The following is a 21,570-nucleotide window of genomic DNA, read 5'->3' as shown; positions in this document are numbered from 1 at the left end:
GATCTTGCGACGGCGAGGGCCCACCGGTCCACGACCGTCCGCGGATCGGTCAGCCCCGCAACGTCAGCAGGTCCCGTATACCGGCCTTGAGGCGGTCGGCCGGCAGCTCCTGCTCGACCGTCAGGTGGTGCATGACGTCGGGGGAGAACGGCGCGAGCGCCAGGTGCGCGAGGAGCGTGCTGTCGCTCCCCGGCCTGAGCTGTCCGATGAGCAGGGACATGTGCGTGTGCATCACCCGGTAGGCGCCGCTGTAGTAGCGGGCGCGGGGCGCGGCGGAGTGCGCCGCGAGCAGCAGGGCGCGCTGGGCGGCGACCCGGTCGACGAGCGCGTCGAGGAAGGCGTCGAGGCGTTCGGCGGCGGGGGCGCCGGGGCCCAGCGGGGGAGGGCCGGTCATGTACGCCTCCTGGAAGCGGCGCTCGCGCTCGTCGAGGAGCGCCCACAGGAGCTGGGAGACGTCGCCGAAGCGGCGGTAGACGGTGCCGACGCCTATGCCGCTGGCGTGGGCGACCTGGTTCATGGTGACGGCGTCGGGGCCTTCCTCGGCGACGATCCGGGCGGCCGCGTCGAGGATCCGGCGCCGGTTGCGGGCCGCGTCGGCGCGCTCGGGGGCGGGGGTGTCGACGGTGGGGAGCAGGCTGAGTGCCGGCGCTGCCGCCCTGTCTCCGGACCGGTCGCCGGACCGGTCTCCGGGCTGGGGGTTCTCCGTGCTCATCTGCCGACTCCTGTTCGCTGAGCCCCGTTCCCCCGTGGGTCGCTTTCTGATGCGAGCATACCTGTTGCCCTTGCGAAGCGGATAGCGATCCGCTTACGCTCGGAACAGGAACCGGAAAGAAATCCGCTTCGCTCGTAGAGTTCGGCTGAGGAGAGTCCACCATGTCCGTCAAGGTCGCCGTCATCTACTACTCGGCCACGGGATCCGTGCACCAGCTCGCCCAGGCCGTCGCCGAAGGCGCCGAGAAGGCCGGCGCCGAGGTGCGCCTCCGCCGGGTGACCGAGCTCGCCCCCGACGCCGCCATCGACGCGAACCCGGCCTGGCGCGCCCACGTGGACGCCACCGGTGACGTGGAGGTCGCCACGCTCGACGACCTGGAGTGGGCGGACGCGTACGCCCTCGGCTCGCCGACCCGCTTCGGCAACGTGGCCGCGCAGCTCAAGCAGTACGTCGACACGACGGGCGGGCTCTGGCAGCGCGGCGTCATGGCGGACAAGCCCGCCACCGCCTTCACCAGCGCGCACAACGTCCACGGCGGCAACGAGTCGACGCTGCTCGCGCTCTACAACACCTTCCACCACTGGGGCTCGGTCATCGTCTCCCCCGGCTTCACGGACCCGGCGGTCTACGCGGCCGGCGGCAACCCGTACGGCACCGCGCACCCGGGTGCCAACGGCGCCCCCGGAGAGGAGGTCCTCGAGGCCGCCCGCTACCAGGGCGCGCGCCTGACGCGCATCGCGAAGCGCCTGAAGGGCCTGGCGGACGACTGACGTCCTGAGCGCCTGCAGACACAGGAGTGGCCCCCGGGGAGCCAACCCCGGGGGGCACCAGCCCGTATGCCCGGGGAGGCGGGGGGGGGGGAGAGCGTATACACCCGGGCGCGGCGCCCCCCCGGGGGCGCCGCCGGGGTGGGGGCGCCCCCCGCACAACGCGACCCCCATTACGGCCGGGGCCTTCCTCTTCGGCCCGCCCCGCCCCAACCCCCCGGCGGCCCCCGGGGTCACCACCCCCGGGGCCACTCCTCGCGTTCTCCCGGTCTAGGCGAGGGAGAGGAAGAGCTTCTCCAGCCGGGCGCGCATCGCCTCGGGGTCCTCGCCGTTCTTGCGGCCGCCCTCGATGTCGGTCAGGCACTGCTGGAGCCCGGTCGCGATGATCGCGAACCCGGCCCGGTCGAGGGCGCGGGAGGCGGCGGCGAGCTGGGTGACGACCTCCTCGCAGTCGCGCCCCTCCTCGATCATCCGGATGACGCCGGAGATCTGGCCCTGGGCCCGGCGCAGCCGGTTCAGGACCGCCTTGAGCTCGGCGCCCGCGAGATCGAGTTCCACTGCCACTCCTCCACAGATACCCCAGGGGGTAATTTTACTCCCCGGCGCGGGGTTCCGTCGAAGTCCAAGGATGACACCTGTCAGGGCGCGTAACGCCGGAGGAACATCTCGACCCCGTCGACGACGAGCCGTTCGCTCAGCTCCTCGGTGAGCTCCGTCCCGTACTGCTCGAACACCATCTGCGGGAAGACCAGCAGCGAGTACAGCTGGAGGACGGCGACCTCCAGGTCCGGGATCGCGAGCCGGCCCCGCTCGGCGAGGGTGCGCAGGGCGTCCGCGACGGCGGGGTGGTGACCGGCGGGGCCGTGCGCGCGCCAGGCGCGGCCGAGCTCGGGGAAGCGGTGGAGCTCGGTGGCGACGAGGGTACGCAGGGCGCGGCCCGCCTCGTCGGCACGGACGGCCCGCGCCCAGGCGCGGCCGGCCTCGGTGAGGGCGGCGCGCAGGTCCTCGGCGTCGGCGAGCCGGGAGAGGTCGGGGCCTTCGGTGTCCCCGAGGGGTTCGTCGAGGGCGCCGGCGACGACGGCGGTGAAGAGGGCTTCCTTGCTGCCGAAGTGGTTGTAGACGGTCACCTTGGAGACGCCCGCCTCGGCGGCGATGGCGTCCATGCCGACGCCGAAGCCCTCGCGGAGGAAGAGGTCGCGGGCGGCCCGTACGACGGCCTGCCGCTTGCGGGCGGCGCGGGCGCCGGTGGGCGCGGGCTTGGGATCCATGCGGGGAGCGTACCAACCGAACTGTACCGTTGAGTTCAACTGTACTGTGCCGTACAGTTCAGTTATGTCGACCGACCTCGCCCCCGCCGACGTCCACGCACGCCGCTGGACGGCCCTCGCGCTGATCTGCGCGGCCCAGTTCATGCTGATCCTGGACGTCACCGTCGTGAACGTCGCCCTGCCCGCCGTCGCCGCCGATCTGGACCTCGGGCGTACGGCTCTGACCTGGGTGGTCACCGCGTACACCCTCTGCTTCGGCGGTCTGATGCTCCTCGGCGGACGGCTGGCGGACGCCCTCGGCGCCCGCCGGACCCTCCTCTCGGGCCTGGCCCTCTTCACCGCCGCGTCGCTGGCCTGCGGCCTGGCCCCGAACGCCACCGTCCTGATCTCCGGCCGCATCGCACAGGGCGTGGGAGCCGCGCTCCTCTCCCCGGCGGCCCTGGCCCTCGTCACGACCACCTTCCACGGCCCGGAACGGGCCAGGGCCCTCGGCGTCTGGGCGGCCGTCGGCGGCACCGGCTCCGCCGTGGGCGTCCTCCTGGGCGGCGCCCTCACGGCCGGCCCGGGCTGGCCGTGGATCTTCTACGTGAACGTCCCGACGGGCCTGGCACTCCTGGCGACCCTCCCGAAAGTCCTCCGCAAGGACAGGCCCACCCGCGCTCCCGGACACCTGGACATCCCGGGAGCCCTCCTGGTCACCACAGCAACGGCCGCGCTCGTCTACGGCCTGGTCCGAGCGGGCGACGAAGGCTGGACGGTACTGCCCTTCCTGGCGGCAGCCGCCCTCTACACCGCCTTCGCGGCGACGGAACGCCGAACCCGCGCCCCCCTCATGGACCTCCGCATGCTGACCCGACGCCCGGTCGTCGCAGGCTCGGCCCTCATGCTGGTCGCGACGGCACTCCTGATCTCGTTCTTCTTCCTGGGCTCGATGCGGCTCCAGCGCGTCCACGGCCTGGACGCCCTCCGCACCGGCCTCCTCTTCCTCCCGGTCGCGCTCGCCACGGCGATCGGCGCCCACCTCGGCTCCCGCCTGGTCACGACGGCCGGCCCGCGCGCCTGCGCGGCCGGCGGCATGGCCCTGGCGGCGGCGGGCTGCCTGCCGCTCGCCTTCCTGACCCCGACCGCCAACCCCTGGACGACCCTCCTGCCGTCCCTGGCGACGGCCGCCCTCGGCCTGGGCGCGGTCTTCGTCACGGCGACCACGACGGCCCTCGGCCTGATCCCCACCCACGAGGCCGGCCTCGCCTCGGGCATCGTCAACACCTTCCACGAGCTCGGCGGCACCCTCGGCGTGGCCGCGACCTCCACCCTCGCCCTGGGACCGACAGGCTTCACGACCACCTTCACCGCCTGCACCCTCACGGCCACCGCAGCAGCCCTGACGACCCCCTTCCTCATCCCAAGCGGCAGGCCCCGCCCGTCAGGCGGAGCCCACGGGGTGCACTGAAACTCAGTCCTGGCTCGGGCCCGTCTCGTCGATCGGGCGGCAGGCCCCGCCCGTCAGGCGGAGCCCACGGGGTGCACTGAAACTCAGTCCTGGCTCGGGCCCGTCTCGTCGATCGGGCGGATGACCACCGGGTAGTCCGGGGAGCCGGGCGGGACCGGGCAGCGGGCGACCTGGGCGGCGATCTCCGTGACGCGGGCCAGGGAGTCGCAGTCGAGGACCCAGTAGCCGGCGAGGACCTCCTTGGTCTCGGCGTACGGGCCGTCCGTGACGACCGGCTCGCCCTGGGCGTCCACCGTGACGAAGCGGGTCGTGGACGGGGCGGCGAGGCCCTGGGCGTCGACCATCTCGCCGCGCGCGGTCACGTCCTCGTTGATCGCGTTCATATGGTCGAACATGGCCTTGAGCTGCGTCTTGTCCCAGGCCGGGTACTGCGCCGAGCCGCGGCCCGTCATCGCCTCGTAGTCGGCCTGCGCTCCCTGGACCATCACCAGGTACTTCATGACGTCCTCCTCGTCGATCTCTGCGATTACTGCCTCTCGCAGCACAGTCGGAGCCGGGCCGCCGTTCTCGACACCGCGCGGAGGGAAACCGGGAAAACGGGAGAAATCACTCGACCGCCCCATGGCGCCGGTCAAGATCTGCGATGTGAACGCACTCACCTTCTCCGCCGCCTTCATCGCCTTCTTCTCCGTCGTCGGACCCCCGAAGGTGCTCCTCGCCTTCGCCGGCCTCGCCCAGGTCCACGACGTCCGCCAGCTGCGGCTCATCGCGCTCATCTCCTCCGGCGCCGCCGTCCTCGTCGGCCTCGTCACCGGCATCACCGCGCCCTGGCTGCTCGACCTCTTCCACATCAGCACGCCCGCCCTCCAGCTCGCGGGCGGCGTCATCTTCTTCATCTACGCCGTCGGCCTCGTCCTCGGCCTCCACCTCGGCTCCGACGGCACCCAGCAGGACTCCCCCGACCTGGTCAGCGGGGTGCGCGAGCTGCTCATGCCGTACGTCGTGAGCCCGCTCGCCATGACCGCCGTCCTCATCGAGGCCGCCGCCCGCGACTCCTTCACCTGGCGCTCCACGGTCGTCGGCGCGTACGTGTCCGTCATCGCCCTCGACCTCGTCTGCGTCCTGCTCCTCACCCGGATCCTGCGCCGCACCCACCACGCCACGATCGAGCTCCTCGGCCGCCTGCTCGGCCTGCTGCTCGCCGCCGTCGGCGTCGACCTCGTCCTCGACGGCCTCCACGACCTGGGCGTGCCCGGCCTGGACATCCGCCACTAGACGAGCCGGTCAGGAGCCGCTCAGCTCCCGCTCCAGCGGGGTCCGGAAGCGGGGCGTCACCCGCACGCCCCCCAGCCACCCCGCGAGCCGCTCCTCCTCCGCCGCGATCGCCAGCTCCGCCTCCGCGCCCACGTCGGCCAGGAGCCGGCGGGCGAGGGAGCCGTCCGGGCGCTGCGCCCAGCCGCCGACGATCCGGCCGTTCCACCACACCGTCGGCCCGACGTTCCCACTGCGGTCGTACAGCGCCGCCCGGTGCTCCGGGTCCAGGTACCAGTCGCGCCCCCGCCACCCCATCGCCGTCGGGTCGAGCGCGGGCAGCAGCGCCGCCCAGGGTTCCGGCTCCGGTACGGGCCCGAGGTCCTCCGGCAGCACGAAACCCGCCCCCTCCGCGACCGTCACCCGCACCGCCCCCACCGCCGCGAGCGCCTTGCGGACGTCCGTGACCTTCCACCCCGTCCACCACGTCAGGTCCGCCTCGGTCGCCGGCCCGCACGCCCCGAGCCACCGCCCGAGCAGCTCGGCCCGCGCCTCCGCCGGGTCCTGTACGGGATGGGCCTCGGCGGTCGCCCACCGGAAGCGGCTCGACGTCCACGAACCCTGCGGCCGGCCCCGTACGATCCGGCCCTCCATGCCGAGCACCCGCAGCACCCGGCTCGCCACGGACTGCACCCCCTCCTGGCGGGTCCCCGGCCCGTACACGTACGTCGACCTCAACCTCGGTACGGCCTCGCCGAGTTCGGCCCCCGTCGCCTCGCCCCGCGCGCCCAGCTCGGCGAGGACGAGCCGCTCGGTCTCCGCCAGCCAGTCCCCGTCGAAGGCGCTGCCGGCCGCCAAGTGCTTGAGGAGCGTGGTCCGTTCGCGGACCGCGGCCGGTTCGGTCGTCGAGGCCTGGACGGCGGCGGCGAGCGAGGACGGGAAGACGAAGACCGTGTGCCGCATCCCGTGCATACGGACCAGGGACCCGTCCTCGTACAGCGCCCGCTCCACCGCCCCCACCGGCTCGACGCCCTCCGCCAACCGCGCCGCCACCGCGAGGAACACGCTCGCCGGATCCGTCGCGTGCAGCGCCACCAGCGCGCCCCCGACCTCCGCCGCGGACCCCGCCCGCGCGCCCCCCGCCAGCCGGTGCCGTACCCCGAGCCGGGCCCGCCGCTCGGCCGCGTCGATCATTCTGGTCTCCGTCATGCGGTCCAGAATGGCCTCAGGAGGCGTCCGAGCCGAGGAATTCCGTCACTCTCTTCACGAACTCGTGCTCTTCTCGAAGCCCGACGGCCCGACCCGGGGACCGGCGGTCCCTGGATACGGCGGCCCGCACACGGCACCATGATCCGCATGACGATCGACCGCCGTGAACTCGCCGACTTCCTGCGCCGTTCCCGTGAGCGGGTCCGCCCGCAGGACGCGGGCCTCCCGGCGGGACCCCGGCGCCGCACGCCAGGACTGCGCCGCGAGGAGGTCGCCCAGCTCGCGGGCATGTCCGCCGACTACTACATCCGCCTGGAGCAGGCCCGCGGCCCGCAGCCCTCCCCGCAGATGCTCGCCGCACTGGCCCGCGCGCTGCGCCTCGACACCGACGAGCGCGACCACCTCCACCTCCTCGCCGGCCACCGCCCGCCGGCCGGCGCCACGGCCGGCGACCATGTCGCACCGGGCCTGCTGCACCTGCTCGACCAGCTGGAGACGACCCCCGCGCAGGTCCTGAGCGACCTCGGGGACGTCCTCGCGCAGAACGCGATGGCCCAGTCCCTGCTCGGCGGGGTGTGCACGGTGTCGGAGCACGGGCGGAACGTGGTCTGGCGCTGGTTCGCCGACCCGGCGGCCCGTACGGCGTACCCGGCCGAGGAGCACGCGTACTACAGCCGCCTCCACGTCGCCGACCTGCGCGCGGCCGTCGGCCGCCGCTCCGGCGACCCGGCGGCCACCCGGCTCGTGGAGCGGCTGCGCGGGGCGAGCGAGGAGTTCACGGAGCTGTGGGAGCGGCACGAGGTGGCGGTCCGCCGGCACAGCCGGATGCGGGTCGCGCACCCGTTGATCGGCGCGGTCGACCTGGACTGCCAGGTGCTGCTCGCCCCGGAGGGCGAACAGCGCCTCGTCCTCTACACCCCGCCGCCGGGCACGGACGCGGGGGAGCGCCTGGCCCTGCTCCGGGTGGTGGGCACGGAGCAGTTCACCCCGAGCCCCTAGGGTCCGTCCTTCGGATCGGGCCGGGCTCGCGGGGCCTGGCCGAGCCGCCCCAGGACGCCCCCGCGGCTCAGCCGGCGGCCCGCTCGCCCAACGGCCGCCGCCGCAGGGTCGGATCGGTCAGGTAGGGCGGCCGCCAGGCGCCGTCCGGCTGGTAGAGGTTGGTCCCGGGCGGCACGATCGCGTCGATCCGGTCGAGGGTCTCGTCGGTGAGGACGACCGTCGAGCCCTTGAGCAGGCCCTCCAGCTGTTCCATCGTCCGGGGGCCGAGGATCACGGAGGTCACGGCCGGGTGGGCGGCGGCGAAGGCGATCGCCAGCTCGGGCAGGGAGCACCCGATGGATTCGGCGACGTCGACGAGGGCCTCGACGGCGTCGAGCTTGGCGGCGTTCACGGGCAGGGAGGGGTCGAAGCGGTGCGGGGTGAGCGCGGGCCGCCCGCTGGTGAGGTCGATCGGCTGCCCCTTGCGGTACTTGCCGGTGAGGAAGCCGGAGGCGAGCGGGCTCCAGGTCAGTACGCCCATCCCGTACTTCTGGGCGGTGGGCAGTACGGAGGCCTCCACACCCCGCGCGAGCAGCGAGTACGGCGGCTGCTCGGACCGGAAGCGGCGCAGCCCGCGCCGCTCGGCGACGGCGTGGGCCTCGACGATCTCCTCGGCGGGGAAGGTGGAGCAGCCGAAGGCGCGGATCTTCCCCTGGCCGACGAGATCACCGAGAACGTCGAGGGTCTCCTCGATGTCGGTCCGGGGATCGGGCCGGTGGACCTGGTAGAGGTCGATCCACTCCGTACCGAGCCGCTTGAGGCTGTTCTCGACGGCGAGGGTGATCCAACGCCGGGAGGAGCCACCCCGGTTGGGCCCCTCGCCGCCCATCGGGAAGTACACCTTGGTGGCGAGGACGGTCGCCTCGCGGCGCCGGGGGTCGCGCAGCGCCTTGCCGACGATCTCCTCGGACTCGCCGGCCGAGTACATGTCGGCCGTGTCGACGAAGTTGATGCCCTGGTCGAGGGCGGCATGGATGATCCGTACGGACTCCTGGTGGTCCGGATTGCCGACCGCCCCGAACATCATGGTGCCGAGGCAGTAGGTGCTGACGTCGATCCCGGTCCCGCCGAGTACCCGATAGCGCATGCGCGCACTCTAGGGACTGGAGTGCACTCCAAGGCAAGGGCTTCAAAGCCCCTGCTGCCGGAGGAAATCGAGAATCAGCCCACCCAGCACCTCGGGCCGCTCCAGATGCAGATCGTGCCCGGCCCCGGGGAGGCTGACGCCACGCAGCCCGGGCAGCCCCCGAACCATCTCCCCGTACTGCTCCTGCCCGATGATCCCGCCCTCCCCGAGGACGACGAGACCGGGGCAGGCGACAGCGCCCCACTCCCCCCAGAACTCCCGCCGGGCGTTCTCGTCGAGGGACCGCTCCATCACGCCGGGGTCGAAGCGCGGCCAGAGCCCGCCGTCGCGCTCTTCGAGCCCGTCGGCCCAGCCCTCCCCGACGGCCCGCTTGCCGTTCCCCAGGTACGCGACGGCCGCCTCCCGCGTGGGGAACGGCACCGGCCAGGCCCGCAGCCAGCCCCCGATCTGCTCGGGCAGGCCGGGCTCGGGCTCACCGGGCCCGGCCTCGACGAGGACGAGGGCGCGTGGGAGACCGGGGTGGGCGGCGGCGGTGAGGAGCGCGGTGTGCCCGCCGAGCGACTGCCCGATCAACAGGGGTCGTACGAGCCCGAGTTCCTCGACGACGGCGACGGCATCGGCGACGTACGCGGCCCGGGAGACGTCCGCCGGGAGCCGCTCGCTGCGCCCGTGCCCGCGCTGGTCGAGGGCGACGACCCGGTGCCCGGCGTCCCGGAGCAGCCGGGCGAGGGCGTCCCACTCGCCGGAGTGGCCGGCGAGCCCGTGGAGGAGGAGGGTGTCGGGCCCGGAGCCGCCCCAGTCGCGACAGGACAGCCGTACACCGTCACGTACGAGAACACGCTCGGTCCAGAGAGGGGGAGAAGAGCTCATCCGGCCATGATCCCCGGCGGCTGGAGGAGTTGGTCGGCGACGGCGGTGCGGGCGTAGAGGACGGAGCGGCCGCTGCGGTGCGCGGTGACGAGTCCGGCGTTGCGGAGGGCGATGAGGTGCTGGGAGACGCCGGCGGCGGACATGCCGCAGTGGTCGGCGAGTTGGGTGGTGGAGGCGGGGGTGTCGAGCTCGGTGAGGAGCAGGGTGCGGGAGCGGCCGAGGACGGCGGCGACGGCATCGGTGGCGGCGCTGGTCCGGGGCTCCCAGACGCCGCCGAACCCACGGGCCGGATAGGCGAGTTGGGGCGGATCGGGGTGTACGGAACGGGTGAGGACCTGGGGGTAGGCGAAGACGGACGGGATGAGCAGCAGCCCCGACCCGGCCTGGTCGCGGGTGAGCGCGCAGTGCCGCCGTACGAGCCGCAGGGTGCCGTCGTCCCACCGCACGGTCTCGTGGAGCTCGCTCAGGACCCGCGCCGAACCGTGCTCGGCGACCTGCCGGGCCCGGTGGAAGACATCGACCTCCAGGACCTTCTGGATGCGGGCCCAGTAGGGGGCGAGGGCGAGCTCCCAGTACGTCTCGATCTCGTCGGCGACCTTGGGGAGGACGGCCGAGGGGTCCTCGCCCAGCATCCGGAGCCTGGACGCGTCGACCCCCTTCCCCTCCAGGGTGTCGAGGTCGTCGATGACGTCCTCGGCGGGGGAGCGGCGGATGGCGTCGAGCTCGGCGTCGAGGGTGGGGAAGGGCCCGGCGGGGGTGGGGTTGAGGAAGTCGGCGAGGTAGCCGCGGGCGGGCACGAGGGCGGCGAGCCAGCCGCGATCGAGGCCGGCGCGCACGATCCGGGGCCGGACCTGGGCGGCCCAGCGGCTGTGGGCGGCGGAGTCCCGGTGGTGGACGACGATGCGGTAGCTGGTGACGACCTCCCACATGGGGGAGACGGCGAAGCGGGTCTGGGCGAGGTCGGCGGCGGAGAAACTGAGCCCGGCTTCCATGCGTGCCACGTCCTGGAGTAGGCGAATGGATTCGCTCTGACCTTAATCAATGGAGGGGAAGGGGGCGCAAGAACAAACTCCCTTCCATGCCTTCCACAAGCAAGTCCACCCCGGCGACTCCTACCCCGGCTGCTTCGACCTCGGCGTTCCGGGGACTCCCGTCCGTGGTCTGGACGATCTTCGCGGGAACGATCGTCAACCGACTCGGCTACCTGGTCACGCCGTTCCTGGTGTTCTTCCTGGCCTCGCGGGGAGTGACGGGCGGGGCGTCCACGTACGTACTCGGCGCGCTCGGCGCGGGCAACCTGATCGGCCCGGCCGTGGGCGGCATCCTCGCGGACCGCATCGGCCGCCGTCCGACGATGCTGATCGGCCTGATCGGAGCGTCGGCGGCGCAGGGGGCCCTCTTCCTGGCGCCGGGGGTGTGGACGATGGCGGCGGCGGCGCTGCTGATCAGCGCGGCGGGCAGCCTGGTCTCCCCGGCGGCGTACGCGCTGATGGCCGACGCGGTCGACAGCGAACGGCGCCGGCGCGCGTACGCCCTCTTCGGCTGGGGCGTGAACATCGGCACCGCGGTGGCGGGCGTCCTGGGCGGCTACCTGGCGGCGCAGGGGTACTGGCTCCTGTTCGCGGTGGACGCGGGCTCGATGCTGCTGTACGCGCTGGTGGTGGCGGTACGCATAAAGGAACCGAAGCACGAGAAGCAGCAGAAGGACGGCATCGGCTACGGAGTGGTGCTCCGGGACCGCCTGGCGATGCTCCTGCTCCCGCTCTTCGGCGTGCAGCTCTTCGTCTACTCCCTCACGGAGGTCGCGCTGCCGCTCGCGGTCCGCGACAGCGGCCTGTCGCCGGCGGTGTACGGGGCGATGGCGGCGGTCAACGCGATCATGGTCGTGGGGCTGCAGCCGTTCGTGACGGCCTGGCTGTCCCGACTGCCGCAGCTGGCGGTGCAGAGCGCGGGCAGCGCGCTGATCGCGCTGGGAGTGGCAGTGACGGGCCTGGCGGACAGCATCGCGGGATACACGCTGTCGGTGGTGATCTGGTCGCTGGGCGAGGTGGTGGTCGCGGGCATCGCGGCAAGCCTCTTCGCGAACCTGGCCCCGGCCCACGCCCGGGGCCGCTACCAGGGCGCGTTCAGCTGGACGTGGGGGATGGCCCGCTTCGGGGCGCTGACGCTGGGGGTGACGATGTACACGACGCTGAGCCCGGCGGCCCTGTGGTGGACGGCGCTGGTGGCGGGCACGGCGACGGCGGCGGCGACGCTGACCCTGAAGACCCGCATGGAGCGCCGCACGACCCACACCCTGGCGGCCTGAGGACTACTTGCCCCCGGCCAGCACATGGGCCACGAGCGCGTTGGCGTGCCCGTGGCCCATGCCGTACTCGGCCTTCAACCAGGAGACGAGCTCCATGTGCTTGACGAGCGGCGAGGCCTGAACGAGCCCGATCCACTCGGAGACGGGCCGCCCGTACTTCTTCTCGATGGAGGGGAAGTAGCTGGCGGGACCCTTGACGGCGTTCTCGGACACGGTGATCTCCTGGGAGTGAACGGGCAACTGAGAACAAGGACCCCGAACCCCCGAGAAACTCATCGCTCCCCGCCGGATCAGTCCCGCCGAATGTGCTCGGGATCGATGTGACGCCGGACCATGGGCACGGAGGCGACCGCGGCGGCGAGCATGACCCCCAGCGCGGAGGCGAACAGCAGGGGCAGGCCCTCCCAGTCCCAGTGCACCGCACCACCCCCGGTGATCAGATAACTGGACTCGGCAAGCCACCCGGTCACGATGGCGGCCCCCAACCCCACCACCAGCGGCAACAACACCTGCACCACCTGCACCACCCGCAAGGTCCCCGCCCGAGCCCCCAACAAGGCCAACGCGGTCACCTGCCCCCGCCGCTCCATGGCCCGATCGGCCACAGACACGACAAACGCGGCCACCCCGATCACGAGCCCGAGCACCATCCCGACGACCAGCAGACTCCGAATCACGGTCAACTGAGCGAGCGAGTCGATAACAATCCCCACGGGCTCAACGGAAACGGTCGGAGCCACGGCCCCGATCCCATCGAGCACGGCACGGACGGTGTCGGGGTCGGAAGGACTGACGAGAACGAATCGAGCGCCGGCGAGCTGAGTGCCTTGGGGGAGGGAGGAGGGGGGGATGAGCAGGCTTGGGCCGCCGAATTCCGAGGGTTGGTAGGACCGAACCGTGACAGTGTCTTGGGGTACGGAGACCTGCAGCTTTCGACCATCGGTGAGCAGGAAGAGGAAGCTGCCGCCGGGTCGGGAATCGCCGTCAGACGGGTAAGTCGGATCCACGACCCTCAGCACCTTGTTGTCGACGCATCCGCTCGTGGTCTCGGTGAAGGCAGCCAACTGAGCGCAGGTTGCAACAACAGCTTGGATTCTGGGGCGGTCCACCTCCACGTCGGGCACCCATGACTGGGTCGCCAGCCCATGCGCCTGTACACCGCGCAATGCGGACATTTGCGCGTGCTGCTGCTTACTCAGCTCCGACATGGGGAGGCTGTACTCCTGGACCGGAGTCGTCCGCCGACTGACCTGGTCCAATTCGATGAGCACCCCTTGCGTGAGTGAGGCACCGAATACCAGCAGCACGAGACCGGTGACCACCCGCAATGCACTGCCCGAATCGACTTCTGTCCGTCGCATGGCCAGCGACAGAGGCAAGGACTTCGAGACTGCCGCCAGGCGTTGCGAGAGCCACGATGTGATCGGTGCCAGACCGAACACGAGCCCCACCCCAGTCATCAGCACAGCGGTGGGAACCAGAACCGCGCTGGCAGACCCGCCCGACGGATCCCGCCCCATTGCACTGAGCGCGCAGTATCCGCCGATGACTCCGAGCCCCGGGATCAACAACAAAGTCCCGAACTTCTTCGGAGGATTGCTCTCTCCGGTACGGCGCACGCTGATGGGCGACTGGGCTGCCCGCCGTGCGCTGAACTGGCCGACGACCCACGCGAGGGCCGGACACCCCAGCAGGCATACGGCGATGGTCACCCCCTCGGGCCGCCCGTCGGCCGGGTACCAGTGCAAGCCGGGCAACCCGATCCGCGCCATGACTTCGTTGACCCCGAGATAGCCGATGAGTCCGGCCACGGCACCGACGAAGGCGGCGACCACACTCTCTCCGGCGTTGACCCGCAGTGTGTCCTTCATGCTGAGGCCGAGGAGCCGCAGAGCGGCGAGCCGACGCGCACGGGATTCACCGGACAGCCGCGCGCAGACGGAGAGGAAGATGACGAGAGGGAGCAGCACGATGCAGCCGAGAGTGAACCGCAGGATGTCGAGCGTCGATGGTTCGACGAGCTCGTGCCGCATGTACTTGCTGCCGAAGTGCCCGAGCGGCGCCGCCTCGGTCAGCTCATTCGGCCTGGTGCCGATGTAGGCGTACAACTCGTCGGGACCCGCGAGCCCCGCCGGGGCGATCGTGGCGGTCACACGGCCGGGCACGAGGCCCGCAGCGCGTGGGTTGGCAGCCAGGATCTCGCCCAGCTTCGGCGAAACGATCGCCTCGCCGGGGCGAGGGAGTTCCTTGATTCCCGGGGGAGTCGGCAACGGCCCGGGGCCTGTGCGAGCGATGAAGATCCGTCGCAGCGGCTGTGAACCGTAGGGGTCCAGGAACTCTTGGTAGACGGCGTTCTTGCTCTTGCCGGGCTCCACCGATCGGACCGTCACGCGGGCGTCGCTGGCCGCGATGATCGCCGGAATGGTGAGTGCGGCGGCCAGGCAGACAACGCCAAGTGCGGACCCGAACGCCATCAGGAGGAACCGGACCCGCGCCCTGCGCCCGCTGCGCCACAGCAGGCGCATGCCGAGGGCGAAAGCGTTCACACTGCCACCCGCTGGGCCAGGGCACCGTCCGACATCGTGTACTGGGTATCGGCCTTCGCAGCGACATGGGCATCGTGAGTAACGATGACTACGGCGGTCTTCTGTCGGCGCGCCAGCTGAAGGAACTCGTCGAGCACAGCCGCTGCGTTTGTGCTGTCGAGGGCTCCTGTCGGCTCATCGGCGAACACCACGTCCGGCCGGTGGACCAGAGCGCGCGCAACGGCCACGCGTTGGCTCTGGCCTCCCGACAGCTTCGACGTCCTGCGCCGTAACAGATCGCCCATCCCGAGCCGTCCCAGCACCTGGCCGGCCATGGCGTGGGCGTGGGACTTACTGATCCCGGCGAGCCGGAGGGGAAGGGCCGCGTTCTCCTCGACGGTCAGTTCCGGCAGTAGTTCCCCGTACTGGAACACGAACCCCAGACGCGTACGGCGCAGCGCACTGAGCTCCCCGTCGGGGAGAGAGGAGAGCTGTTGTCCGTCGAAGGTCACCGTGCCGTTGGAAGGCGGCAGGACCCCAGCGAGGCAGTACAGCAGGGACGACTTGCCCGACCCGCTGCTGCCCATGATGGCGGCCACTTCGCCGCGCTTGAGCGTGAAATCGGCACCGGTTACCGCCTGCTGTGTGCCGTAGAAGAGATCCACGCCCTCGGCGCGGAGAATGACGTCCTTCAAGGTGCGCACTCCTAGGGGGGGCGGGAGCCACCGGTGTGCGGCTCCCGCACAGATGGGACTGCCCCTACGGGCGCTTGAAGTGCTTCGTCGGAGAGCAGTTGTCAGGGTGCAAGGAGCCGCGGTTCTGGCACACGCGCACTTCTGCCGTATTGGTGTACCGAGAGGCACCATCGTGGACGAGCTTGTCGATCCAGACGTTCTTCTTCTGCACCCCGTTGAAGCGATTCCAGCCGTAACCGTGCACCTTCACCTGCAGATACACGTTGTGGTCGTCCTCCATGCCGGTGTCACGCAGCTCGCCCTTGATGTGGAAGGCGCCTTGCTGCACCTCTACGGGCTCCCACTTGTACTTCGCTTCCGCGAAATGCGCTCCGGTCGTCTTGAAGAGCGTCACGTCGTGCCACGAATCAGCCGCCGCAACCCCCATCCCCCCGAAGAACAGCCCCGCTGCCACGGCTGCCGTTGCCAACTTCCTCATTGGTCGCCCCTAGTTGAGTCGAGTGTGCCGACTGGTCATCACAGAAAGTATCGGCATCACTACAGATCGGATGGAGAAGGAACGTGCCTCCGGCCGATCACCCCCCTATCCAGTGAACGAGCCCCTCTGGAGGCCGCGTTCAGCCCTGAGGGCCACGTCCGGGGCGTCGGGGCGCTTCGATAGCGAGGGGCAGCGGGGCCCAGGGGCTACCCAGGTGCGTCAACAGACGTCCTCCCGGACGTCAAAGCGTGCCGAGCGCGTGGACGGTCTGCCGAACGCGCAACGGGCGGACCGGTCGCCAGGTTCGTCTGCCTGGTCGGCCCGTCCGCCCGTGGGGTTTCGTTCGGCTGCTCAGCTCGCGAAGACCTCGCGGAGCTTTGTCTCCTTCTCGCTGTCCAGGTTCGAGTGGATCAGCTCCGTGTGGCCGCCCGGGAAGGCTCCTCGTACGCGTTCGACCACGGCGTCCTGCGAGAGCAGGAACAGGGCCGAAGTTCCCGGTGTCACCTTTCGCCTTGACCGAGTCGATGAAGTCGTCGTCGATGCCGACGTCGGCCATCTTTCCGCCCAGCGCGCCGGCCGCCGCCCCGACCGCCGCGCCCAGGAGCGGCATGAAGAAGAGGAGGTCGAAGGTGGCTCCGTCCGGACGGGGCCGGACGGGGGTGAATGAGACCGGAACTGAGACCGTGACGGTCACTTGCCGGCGTCAGGCCCGTACCACTGCAGGGCTTGCCCGGTGATGGCGGCGATGCACTCGAAGTCGCGGTCGCGGTGCAGGAGAGTGAGGCCCTGGAGCTCGGCGGTGGCGGCTACGACCAGGTCGACTGCCCCGGCGCTGCGGTGCTGACCTCGTTTGGTCAGGGCTTCCTGGACCTGCCAGGCCCGGCTGTATGCCCGATCGTCCACGGGGACCCGCCCGAAGAGGAGGCGCAGGTCTTCGATTCCCTGCGCGCGGTCGGCGGTGGAGCGGGCGCTGTAGAAGAACTCGAGCTCGGTGATCGGGCAGGTCGCGATGAGGCCTGCCGCTGCGGCCTGGTCCCATCCGTACTGCTCGGCATCACCGCGCAGGAACCGGGCGAGGGCGCTGGTGTCGATGAGGAACTGGGCCGAGTTCACCGACGGTAATTCCTCTTGTCGTCGAAGAGCTCAAGGTCGAAGGCCCCCTCGCCTGTCGCCGCGCGCAGGCGAGTGAGCGCGAGTGCTCTGCGCCGGTTCTCCAGTACCTCACGCAAGGCGGTGTTGACGGTCTCCTTCTTGGTGCCTGTCCCGAGGGCCTTTGCCACCTCGGCCAGCAGTTCGTCGTCGAGATCGATCACTGTGCGGCTCATCGGTGCACCTCGCCGTATATCGAAACGTGTGCCAAGTATATCAATGTTGATGCATGAGGGCTGTCGGACGTAGGGCGCCCAGCAGTGACGCTCCCGCCGATCATGACGAGCCCGGGGCTCAGCCATGCCCTGGCGGCATGACGCCGTGGATGCGGGAGAGGGTGAAGACACGCTCGGCGTCCCGAAGGTGGCACCAGGCTTCGAGGTAGGGCGGGTCGAGGTCGAGGCCGCTGAGGGTACGGACGGTGCGGCTGCCCGAGGCGGCGATGTACTCGACGGTGATGGCCGTACTCGTGTCGATGGCGTGGGCGAGCTGGCGGACGTCGGTGTACGTCAGCTGCTTTGCGCATCCGGCGACGATCTCCTCGGTATCCGTACCGAAGGGGACCCCGGTGCCGAATGGATCGGGCATCGGAGCGGTCGGCGGGGTGGCCAGCAGCCGGACCGCCAGGGCGGACGGGTCGACTGCGGCGGGCGCCTCCGCCGCTCGGTGTGCTGAGCGTCCGGTGCCGGCCTTCGTGGTGGCCTTCCGAGGGGCCGGAACAGCGGCGGCCCGTCGAGGCGGCACCTTCTCGATGCGTACGGTCCCGTCCGCGGCCTCGGCGACGGGCGCATAGCCCTGGTCCCGGAGCGCGGCGAGGGTCTTGTCGGGCGGGCTGCCGCTGACGAGCACCGTCGGGGCGAGCTGCCGCAGTCGGAGTGCGGCGAGTGACCGGTGGGCGGCGAGTTCGGCCAGGAGCGCGGGTTCTTCGCTGTGGATGACGCAGGCGGCGGGGGCGATGCGCACACGACCGTGACGGCGGGCGGCGTCGGCGATGAGATAGGAGAGGGGCTGCGGCAGGGTCCCGTCGGCGGCGGCGGTCAGCTCGGCCGAGATCTCGTCCGGAGCGCGACCGGTGTCCAGGGCGCGGCGGACGCTGTCGCCGCTGAACCGCCATACCGAGGCCGTGCCGCTGGTCTCCCGGTCGGCGGTCGAATCCAGGAGCTCGGCGAGGCGTGCCGAGGGCGTGCCGGCGACGATGGCGGTGAGGTCGCCGCCGAACCGGGCTGTTCCCGTGGCCTCCGGCAGCAGCCGCCGACACGCGACGGCCAGTTCCTCCCGGTCACCGGTCACCAGGGCCGCACCGAGCCGGGAGAGGGCGCCTCGGGCGATGACGCCCGTCAGTTCGGCCTCGCGGACCGTCGCGGCGAAGGGCGTCTCGTCGTGGAACGACGGATGAGCGAGCGGACGGTGCCAGGCGACGAGCGGACCCAGATCGGTGCCGACCTGCACACTCTGACCCTCGGGAAGCGTTGCCGCTGCGGCGAGCAGCCCCCGTCGAGCCTGCAGACAGGCGCTGCAGCGAGGAGCCCCGGCCACGGCAGGAAGGGACTTGTTGTCTTCGTCGCGGGACTGGGAGGGAGTGAGCCACAGGCTCCACCATGTGTGAAGCAGGTCGGTGAACTGCGCTGCCGGTTCCTGCGCCGCCCAGGTGTCGTACACCGCGGTGGGTGCGATGCGGTCGCCGTCGGCGCCCAGCAACCCGACCGAGTAGGCGATCTCCAGGGTGATGCGTACCACCGCGTCGTCGGCCTGCGCGGCCTTGCCGATCCGCCCCAGTTCACGCGCGCCGATTCCGCCGGACTTCAGCCGGGCCGGTGGAGCCGCCGAGCAGACCGACAGGACCGAGGCGGCGTGGGTTGCGAAGGCCGTGGCGGCTGCGGTCGCCTCCCGGTCCACCTCCACCGCGGGGACGGGCACCAGCTCCGCCGTGGGTGGTACGGGATCGAACGGCGCATGCCAGTCCGGCCCGCGCAGCGCGAGTGTCACCTCGGCGGGCATGCGGGCCGGCCCGTACCCGTGGCGGTTGCGGAACAGGAACCCCCTGTCCAGGGCCCACCGCTCGCCCGGCGGGACATCGGCCATGGGGGCTCCGAACACGACGAATTCCGTGTGCCGTGGTGCGGACTTCGCCTGTCGCTCAAGCAGCTGCCGGGCGGCCGAAGGGGCCTTCGCGATCACCGCGGCGACGCGCTGCGGATCGCCATGGTGTTCCAGGACAGCGGCCGTGCGCTGCTGCCTGGTGCCGGGCGGCCTGATGCCCAGTGCCACGAGCATGCCGCGCAACTCCTCGGAGGTCACGCCTTCCAGCAGCTCCTCCAGCGGAGCGTCCAGCCCGAGAGGCGCGTCCCACGCCTGCCGCAACGGGGCGGCCATGTGGAGATTCCCGTCGCCGTCCGGCCAGACCAGAGCGTGATCGGCCAGAGCCTCCAGTACGGCGTCCAGTTCCCGAGCGGCAGTGGGCGCCGTCGCTCCCAGCGCCCTCGCCAGGGCGCCGCGCGACAGGGATGCTCCCAAGGCGGCCAGGGCCTCGGCCACTTGGAGGCAGGGCAGGGGAAGCTGCGGCAGGACGAGCGCCACTGAACCTGGCCGCAGAAGACGTTCCGCCAACTCCTCCATGGAACGTGGCTCCGGTGGCGCCACGGCGTCCTTCCGGGTCCCGAGTACGCGCGACAGCCGTGGGGCGTCGAGGCCGGTCAGCCAGGCTGTCAGCGTGGATCGGGACGTCATGGGGAGCACCTCGCGAGACCGGGAACGCGGCTGGGGACCGGAGCAGCCCCGAGCGGAGCCAAGAATCGCGCATTCGATGGGTCCATCGTCGCCACTCGGTGGGGAGTTCACCCGCAGAGGGCGGGCTGTCGGCGGGGCTGAAGTACGGGTGATCCTGGCGCGCCGTACGAGATGTCGTGAATGCCTGAGATAAACGAGACCGGAACTGAGACCAGGACATGCCGAAGAACCCGGCCGCTGAAGCGGTCCGGGTTCTTCGTTTCGCCTGTTCAGGCGGCTGCGGAGGATACGAGATTCGAACTCGTGAGGGGTTGCCCCCAACACGCTTTCCAAGCGTGCGCCCTAGGCCTCTAGGCGAATCCTCCGTGGAGAACATTACATGACCGGAGAGGGTGCTCGCGCACACGATTCCGGGCGGGGGTCCGGCGAAGGGTGCAGGTCGGTGGGGATGGCCGGGGTGGGGCTCGGATCGGGTACGCTGGGCGCAGCCCCTCACGCGGTGCTATCTGACTGAACTCCCCCAGGGCCGGAAGGCAGCAAGGGTAGGTCGGCTCTGGCAGGTGCGTGGGGGGCGCTTGCGTTCCCGGACACAGATCGTTTTTCCCGGGTTGTCGGTGGGCGCCTATAACCTCGTATACGTGTCGTCTCTCGCGCTGTACCGCCGCTATCGTCCCGAGTCCTTCGCCGAGGTCATCGGGCAGGAGCATGTCACCGACCCGTTGCAGCAGGCCCTGCGGAACAACCGGGTCAATCACGCGTACCTGTTCAGCGGGCCGCGAGGGTGCGGAAAGACGACCAGTGCGCGCATTCTCGCGCGGTGTCTGAACTGTGAGCAGGGGCCCACGCCCACCCCGTGCGGTGAGTGCCAGTCCTGCCGGGACCTCGCGCGGAACGGGCCGGGGTCGATCGACGTCATCGAGATCGACGCCGCCTCGCACGGTGGTGTGGACGACGCCCGTGACCTGCGGGAGAAGGCCTTCTTCGGGCCCGCCTCCAGCCGCTACAAGATCTACATCATCGACGAGGCCCACATGGTCACCTCGGCGGGCTTCAACGCCCTCCTGAAGGTGGTCGAGGAGCCGCCGGAGCACCTCAAGTTCATCTTCGCCACGACCGAGCCCGAGAAGGTCATCGGGACCATCCGGTCCCGGACCCATCACTATCCCTTCCGGCTCGTGCCGCCGGGGACGCTCAGGGATTACTTGGGCGAGGTGTGTGGGCAGGAAGGTATTCCTGTTGAGGACGGGGTGCTGCCGCTCGTCGTGCGCGCCGGCGCCGGGTCCGTGCGTGACTCGATGTCCGTCATGGACCAGCTGCTCGCCGGTGCCGCCGACGACGGTGTGACCTATGCCATGGCGACCTCTCTTCTCGGATATACGGACGGGTCCCTGCTCGACTCCGTCGTCGACGCCTTCGCGGCCGGGGACGGCGCCGCCGCGTTCGAGGTCGTCGACCGGGTCATCGAGGGCGGCAACGACCCCCGGCGGTTCGTCGCCGACCTCCTTGAGCGGCTGCGGGATCTCGTGATCCTCGCCGCCGTGCCCGACGCCGCCGAGAAGGGGCTCATCGACGCCCCCGTCGACGTCATCGAGCGCATGCAGGCGCAGGCCTCTGTCTTCGGGGCCGCCGAGCTCAGCCGCGCCGCCGATCTCGTGAACACCGGACTGACCGAGATGCGCGGCGCCACCTCGCCCCGGCTCCAGCTGGAGCTGATCTGCGCGCGCGTGCTGCTGCCCGCCGCCTTCGACGACGAGCGCTCCCTCCAGGCGCGGCTCGACCGGCTGGAGCGCGGGGCCGCGGCCGCGCCCGCACCCGTCTTCACGCCCGGACCCCCGGCGCCCGCCATGGGGTACGTGCCCGGGCCCGAGGCCCACACGCCGATGGCCCCGCCTCCGCCCGCCCCCGCACCCGCGCCCGTGCAGCAGCCGGCCCCCGCGCCCGTACAGGAGCAGCCGGCCCCCGCCGCGGCCCGGCCCGGTGCCTGGCCCGGTGCGGCCACCCCCGGCAGCGGTGCGCCCGGCGCCTGGCCCGGCGCG

22 protein-coding genes, 1 tRNA gene and 1 other RNA gene are annotated in these 21,570 nt (G+C 71.4%); 7 read left to right on the top strand and 17 right to left on the bottom strand.

The window, feature by feature from the left end; all coding sequences use genetic code 11:
* Positions 1-49: 49 nt before the first annotated feature.
* Positions 50-712: a TetR/AcrR family transcriptional regulator gene (locus ACWGN5_RS07195; RefSeq protein ID WP_453511906.1), complete on the bottom strand. Its 663-nt coding sequence runs from the start codon at positions 710-712 to the stop codon at positions 50-52.
* 161 nt (positions 713-873) lie between these two features.
* Between ACWGN5_RS07195 and wrbA the strand changes: the two genes are divergently transcribed.
* The gene (wrbA, locus tag ACWGN5_RS07190; protein WP_453511904.1) at positions 874-1,482 is read left to right on the top strand and encodes an NAD(P)H:quinone oxidoreductase; all 609 of its coding nucleotides are present in this window, start codon (positions 874-876) and stop codon (positions 1,480-1,482) included.
* Positions 1,483-1,749: 267 nt separating this feature from the next.
* Here wrbA and ACWGN5_RS07185 read toward each other — a convergent pair whose 3' ends face one another.
* Positions 1,750-2,037: a metal-sensitive transcriptional regulator gene (locus ACWGN5_RS07185; RefSeq protein WP_030685455.1), complete on the bottom strand. Its 288-nt coding sequence runs from the start codon at positions 2,035-2,037 to the stop codon at positions 1,750-1,752.
* Between the two features lie 80 nt (positions 2,038-2,117).
* The gene (locus ACWGN5_RS07180) at positions 2,118-2,747 is read right to left on the bottom strand and encodes a TetR/AcrR family transcriptional regulator (RefSeq protein WP_453511901.1); all 630 of its coding nucleotides are present in this window, start codon (positions 2,745-2,747) and stop codon (positions 2,118-2,120) included.
* Positions 2,748-2,811: 64 nt separating this feature from the next.
* Here ACWGN5_RS07180 and ACWGN5_RS07175 point away from each other — a divergent pair, with 64 nt between their 5' ends.
* A complete protein-coding gene (locus ACWGN5_RS07175) occupies positions 2,812-4,197 on the top strand; it encodes an MFS transporter (protein ID WP_453511899.1) in 1,386 nt (461 codons plus the stop codon).
* Positions 4,198-4,280: 83 nt separating this feature from the next.
* On the opposite strand, the gene ACWGN5_RS07170 is transcribed toward ACWGN5_RS07175, so the two are convergent.
* On the bottom strand, positions 4,281-4,697 hold the full coding sequence (locus ACWGN5_RS07170; RefSeq protein WP_453511897.1) for a YciI family protein: 417 nt from the start codon (positions 4,695-4,697) through the stop codon (positions 4,281-4,283).
* A 145-nt stretch (positions 4,698-4,842) separates the two neighbouring features.
* Here ACWGN5_RS07170 and ACWGN5_RS07165 point away from each other — a divergent pair, with 145 nt between their 5' ends.
* Complete coding sequence (locus ACWGN5_RS07165; protein ID WP_453511895.1) at positions 4,843-5,472, top strand: MarC family protein; 630 nt, start codon at positions 4,843-4,845, stop codon at positions 5,470-5,472.
* A 9-nt stretch (positions 5,473-5,481) separates the two neighbouring features.
* Here ACWGN5_RS07165 and ACWGN5_RS07160 read toward each other — a convergent pair whose 3' ends face one another.
* Positions 5,482-6,657 carry a winged helix DNA-binding domain-containing protein gene (locus ACWGN5_RS07160; protein WP_453511893.1) on the bottom strand — a complete coding sequence of 392 codons (1,176 nt, stop codon included), beginning with the start codon at positions 6,655-6,657 and terminating at the stop codon, positions 5,482-5,484.
* A 138-nt stretch (positions 6,658-6,795) separates the two neighbouring features.
* On the opposite strand from ACWGN5_RS07160, the gene ACWGN5_RS07155 reads away from it, so the two are divergent.
* Positions 6,796-7,656 (top strand): helix-turn-helix transcriptional regulator, encoded by an 861-nt coding sequence (locus tag ACWGN5_RS07155; RefSeq protein ID WP_453511891.1) that lies wholly within the window; start codon positions 6,796-6,798, stop codon positions 7,654-7,656.
* Between the two features lie 67 nt (positions 7,657-7,723).
* On the opposite strand, the gene ACWGN5_RS07150 is transcribed toward ACWGN5_RS07155, so the two are convergent.
* The 3 genes from ACWGN5_RS07150 to ACWGN5_RS07140 are packed head-to-tail and all read right to left on the bottom strand — an operon-like array spanning position 7,724 to position 10,644.
* A complete protein-coding gene (locus tag ACWGN5_RS07150) occupies positions 7,724-8,782 on the bottom strand; it encodes an aldo/keto reductase (protein ID WP_453511889.1) in 1,059 nt (352 codons plus the stop codon).
* Positions 8,783-8,824: 42 nt separating this feature from the next.
* Positions 8,825-9,652, bottom strand: a complete 828-nt coding sequence (locus ACWGN5_RS07145) for an alpha/beta fold hydrolase (RefSeq protein WP_453511887.1) — start codon at positions 9,650-9,652, stop codon at positions 8,825-8,827.
* Complete coding sequence (locus ACWGN5_RS07140; RefSeq protein ID WP_453512268.1) at positions 9,649-10,644, bottom strand: DUF5937 family protein; 996 nt, start codon at positions 10,642-10,644, stop codon at positions 9,649-9,651. Before ACWGN5_RS07140 ends, ACWGN5_RS07145 begins: the two co-directional genes overlap by 4 nt.
* An 86-nt stretch (positions 10,645-10,730) precedes the next feature.
* On the opposite strand from ACWGN5_RS07140, the gene ACWGN5_RS07135 reads away from it, so the two are divergent.
* Positions 10,731-11,960 carry an MFS transporter gene (locus ACWGN5_RS07135; protein ID WP_453511885.1) on the top strand — a complete coding sequence of 410 codons (1,230 nt, stop codon included), beginning with the start codon at positions 10,731-10,733 and terminating at the stop codon, positions 11,958-11,960.
* A 3-nt stretch (positions 11,961-11,963) separates the two neighbouring features.
* Here ACWGN5_RS07135 and ACWGN5_RS07130 read toward each other — a convergent pair whose 3' ends face one another.
* From ACWGN5_RS07130 to ACWGN5_RS07090, 9 genes are all read right to left on the bottom strand, one after another.
* Positions 11,964-12,173 carry a DUF4287 domain-containing protein gene (locus ACWGN5_RS07130; RefSeq protein WP_453511883.1) on the bottom strand — a complete coding sequence of 70 codons (210 nt, stop codon included), beginning with the start codon at positions 12,171-12,173 and terminating at the stop codon, positions 11,964-11,966.
* Between the two features lie 77 nt (positions 12,174-12,250).
* Entirely contained in the window at positions 12,251-14,506 is a 2,256-nt protein-coding gene (locus ACWGN5_RS07125) for an FtsX-like permease family protein (protein WP_453511881.1), read from the bottom strand.
* Entirely contained in the window at positions 14,503-15,180 is a 678-nt protein-coding gene (locus tag ACWGN5_RS07120; RefSeq protein WP_453511879.1) for an ABC transporter ATP-binding protein, read from the bottom strand. The genes ACWGN5_RS07125 and ACWGN5_RS07120 overlap by 4 nt, the downstream gene beginning before the upstream one ends.
* A 64-nt stretch (positions 15,181-15,244) precedes the next feature.
* A complete protein-coding gene (locus ACWGN5_RS07115; RefSeq protein WP_453511877.1) occupies positions 15,245-15,658 on the bottom strand; it encodes a hypothetical protein in 414 nt (137 codons plus the stop codon).
* Positions 15,659-16,009: 351 nt separating this feature from the next.
* Positions 16,010-16,162, bottom strand: coding sequence for a DUF1269 domain-containing protein (locus tag ACWGN5_RS07110; RefSeq protein WP_453511874.1), 153 nt, complete (start codon positions 16,160-16,162; stop codon positions 16,010-16,012).
* A 186-nt stretch (positions 16,163-16,348) separates the two neighbouring features.
* Positions 16,349-16,771: a PIN domain-containing protein gene (locus tag ACWGN5_RS07105; protein WP_453511872.1), complete on the bottom strand. Its 423-nt coding sequence runs from the start codon at positions 16,769-16,771 to the stop codon at positions 16,349-16,351.
* Positions 16,768-16,983 (bottom strand): type II toxin-antitoxin system VapB family antitoxin, encoded by a 216-nt coding sequence (locus ACWGN5_RS07100; RefSeq protein WP_453511870.1) that lies wholly within the window; start codon positions 16,981-16,983, stop codon positions 16,768-16,770. Before ACWGN5_RS07100 ends, ACWGN5_RS07105 begins: the two co-directional genes overlap by 4 nt.
* A 118-nt stretch (positions 16,984-17,101) precedes the next feature.
* A complete protein-coding gene (locus ACWGN5_RS07095; protein WP_453511868.1) occupies positions 17,102-19,534 on the bottom strand; it encodes a helicase-associated domain-containing protein in 2,433 nt (810 codons plus the stop codon).
* Between the two features lie 280 nt (positions 19,535-19,814).
* Positions 19,815-19,899: transfer RNA gene (locus ACWGN5_RS07090), tRNA-Ser, on the bottom strand.
* 118 nt (positions 19,900-20,017) lie between these two features.
* Here ACWGN5_RS07090 and ffs point away from each other — a divergent pair.
* Both ffs and ACWGN5_RS07080 read left to right on the top strand, forming a co-directional pair.
* Positions 20,018-20,116, top strand: an RNA gene (gene ffs / locus ACWGN5_RS07085) — signal recognition particle sRNA small type.
* A gap of 56 nt (positions 20,117-20,172) precedes the next feature.
* Positions 20,173-21,570: DNA polymerase III subunit gamma and tau (locus tag ACWGN5_RS07080; protein WP_453511866.1), on the top strand; the 1,398-nt coding region annotated here is incomplete at its 3' end.

The organism is Streptomyces sp. NPDC055815, assembly GCF_053616475.1.
This window is presented reverse-complemented; position numbering and strand designations above follow the sequence as displayed.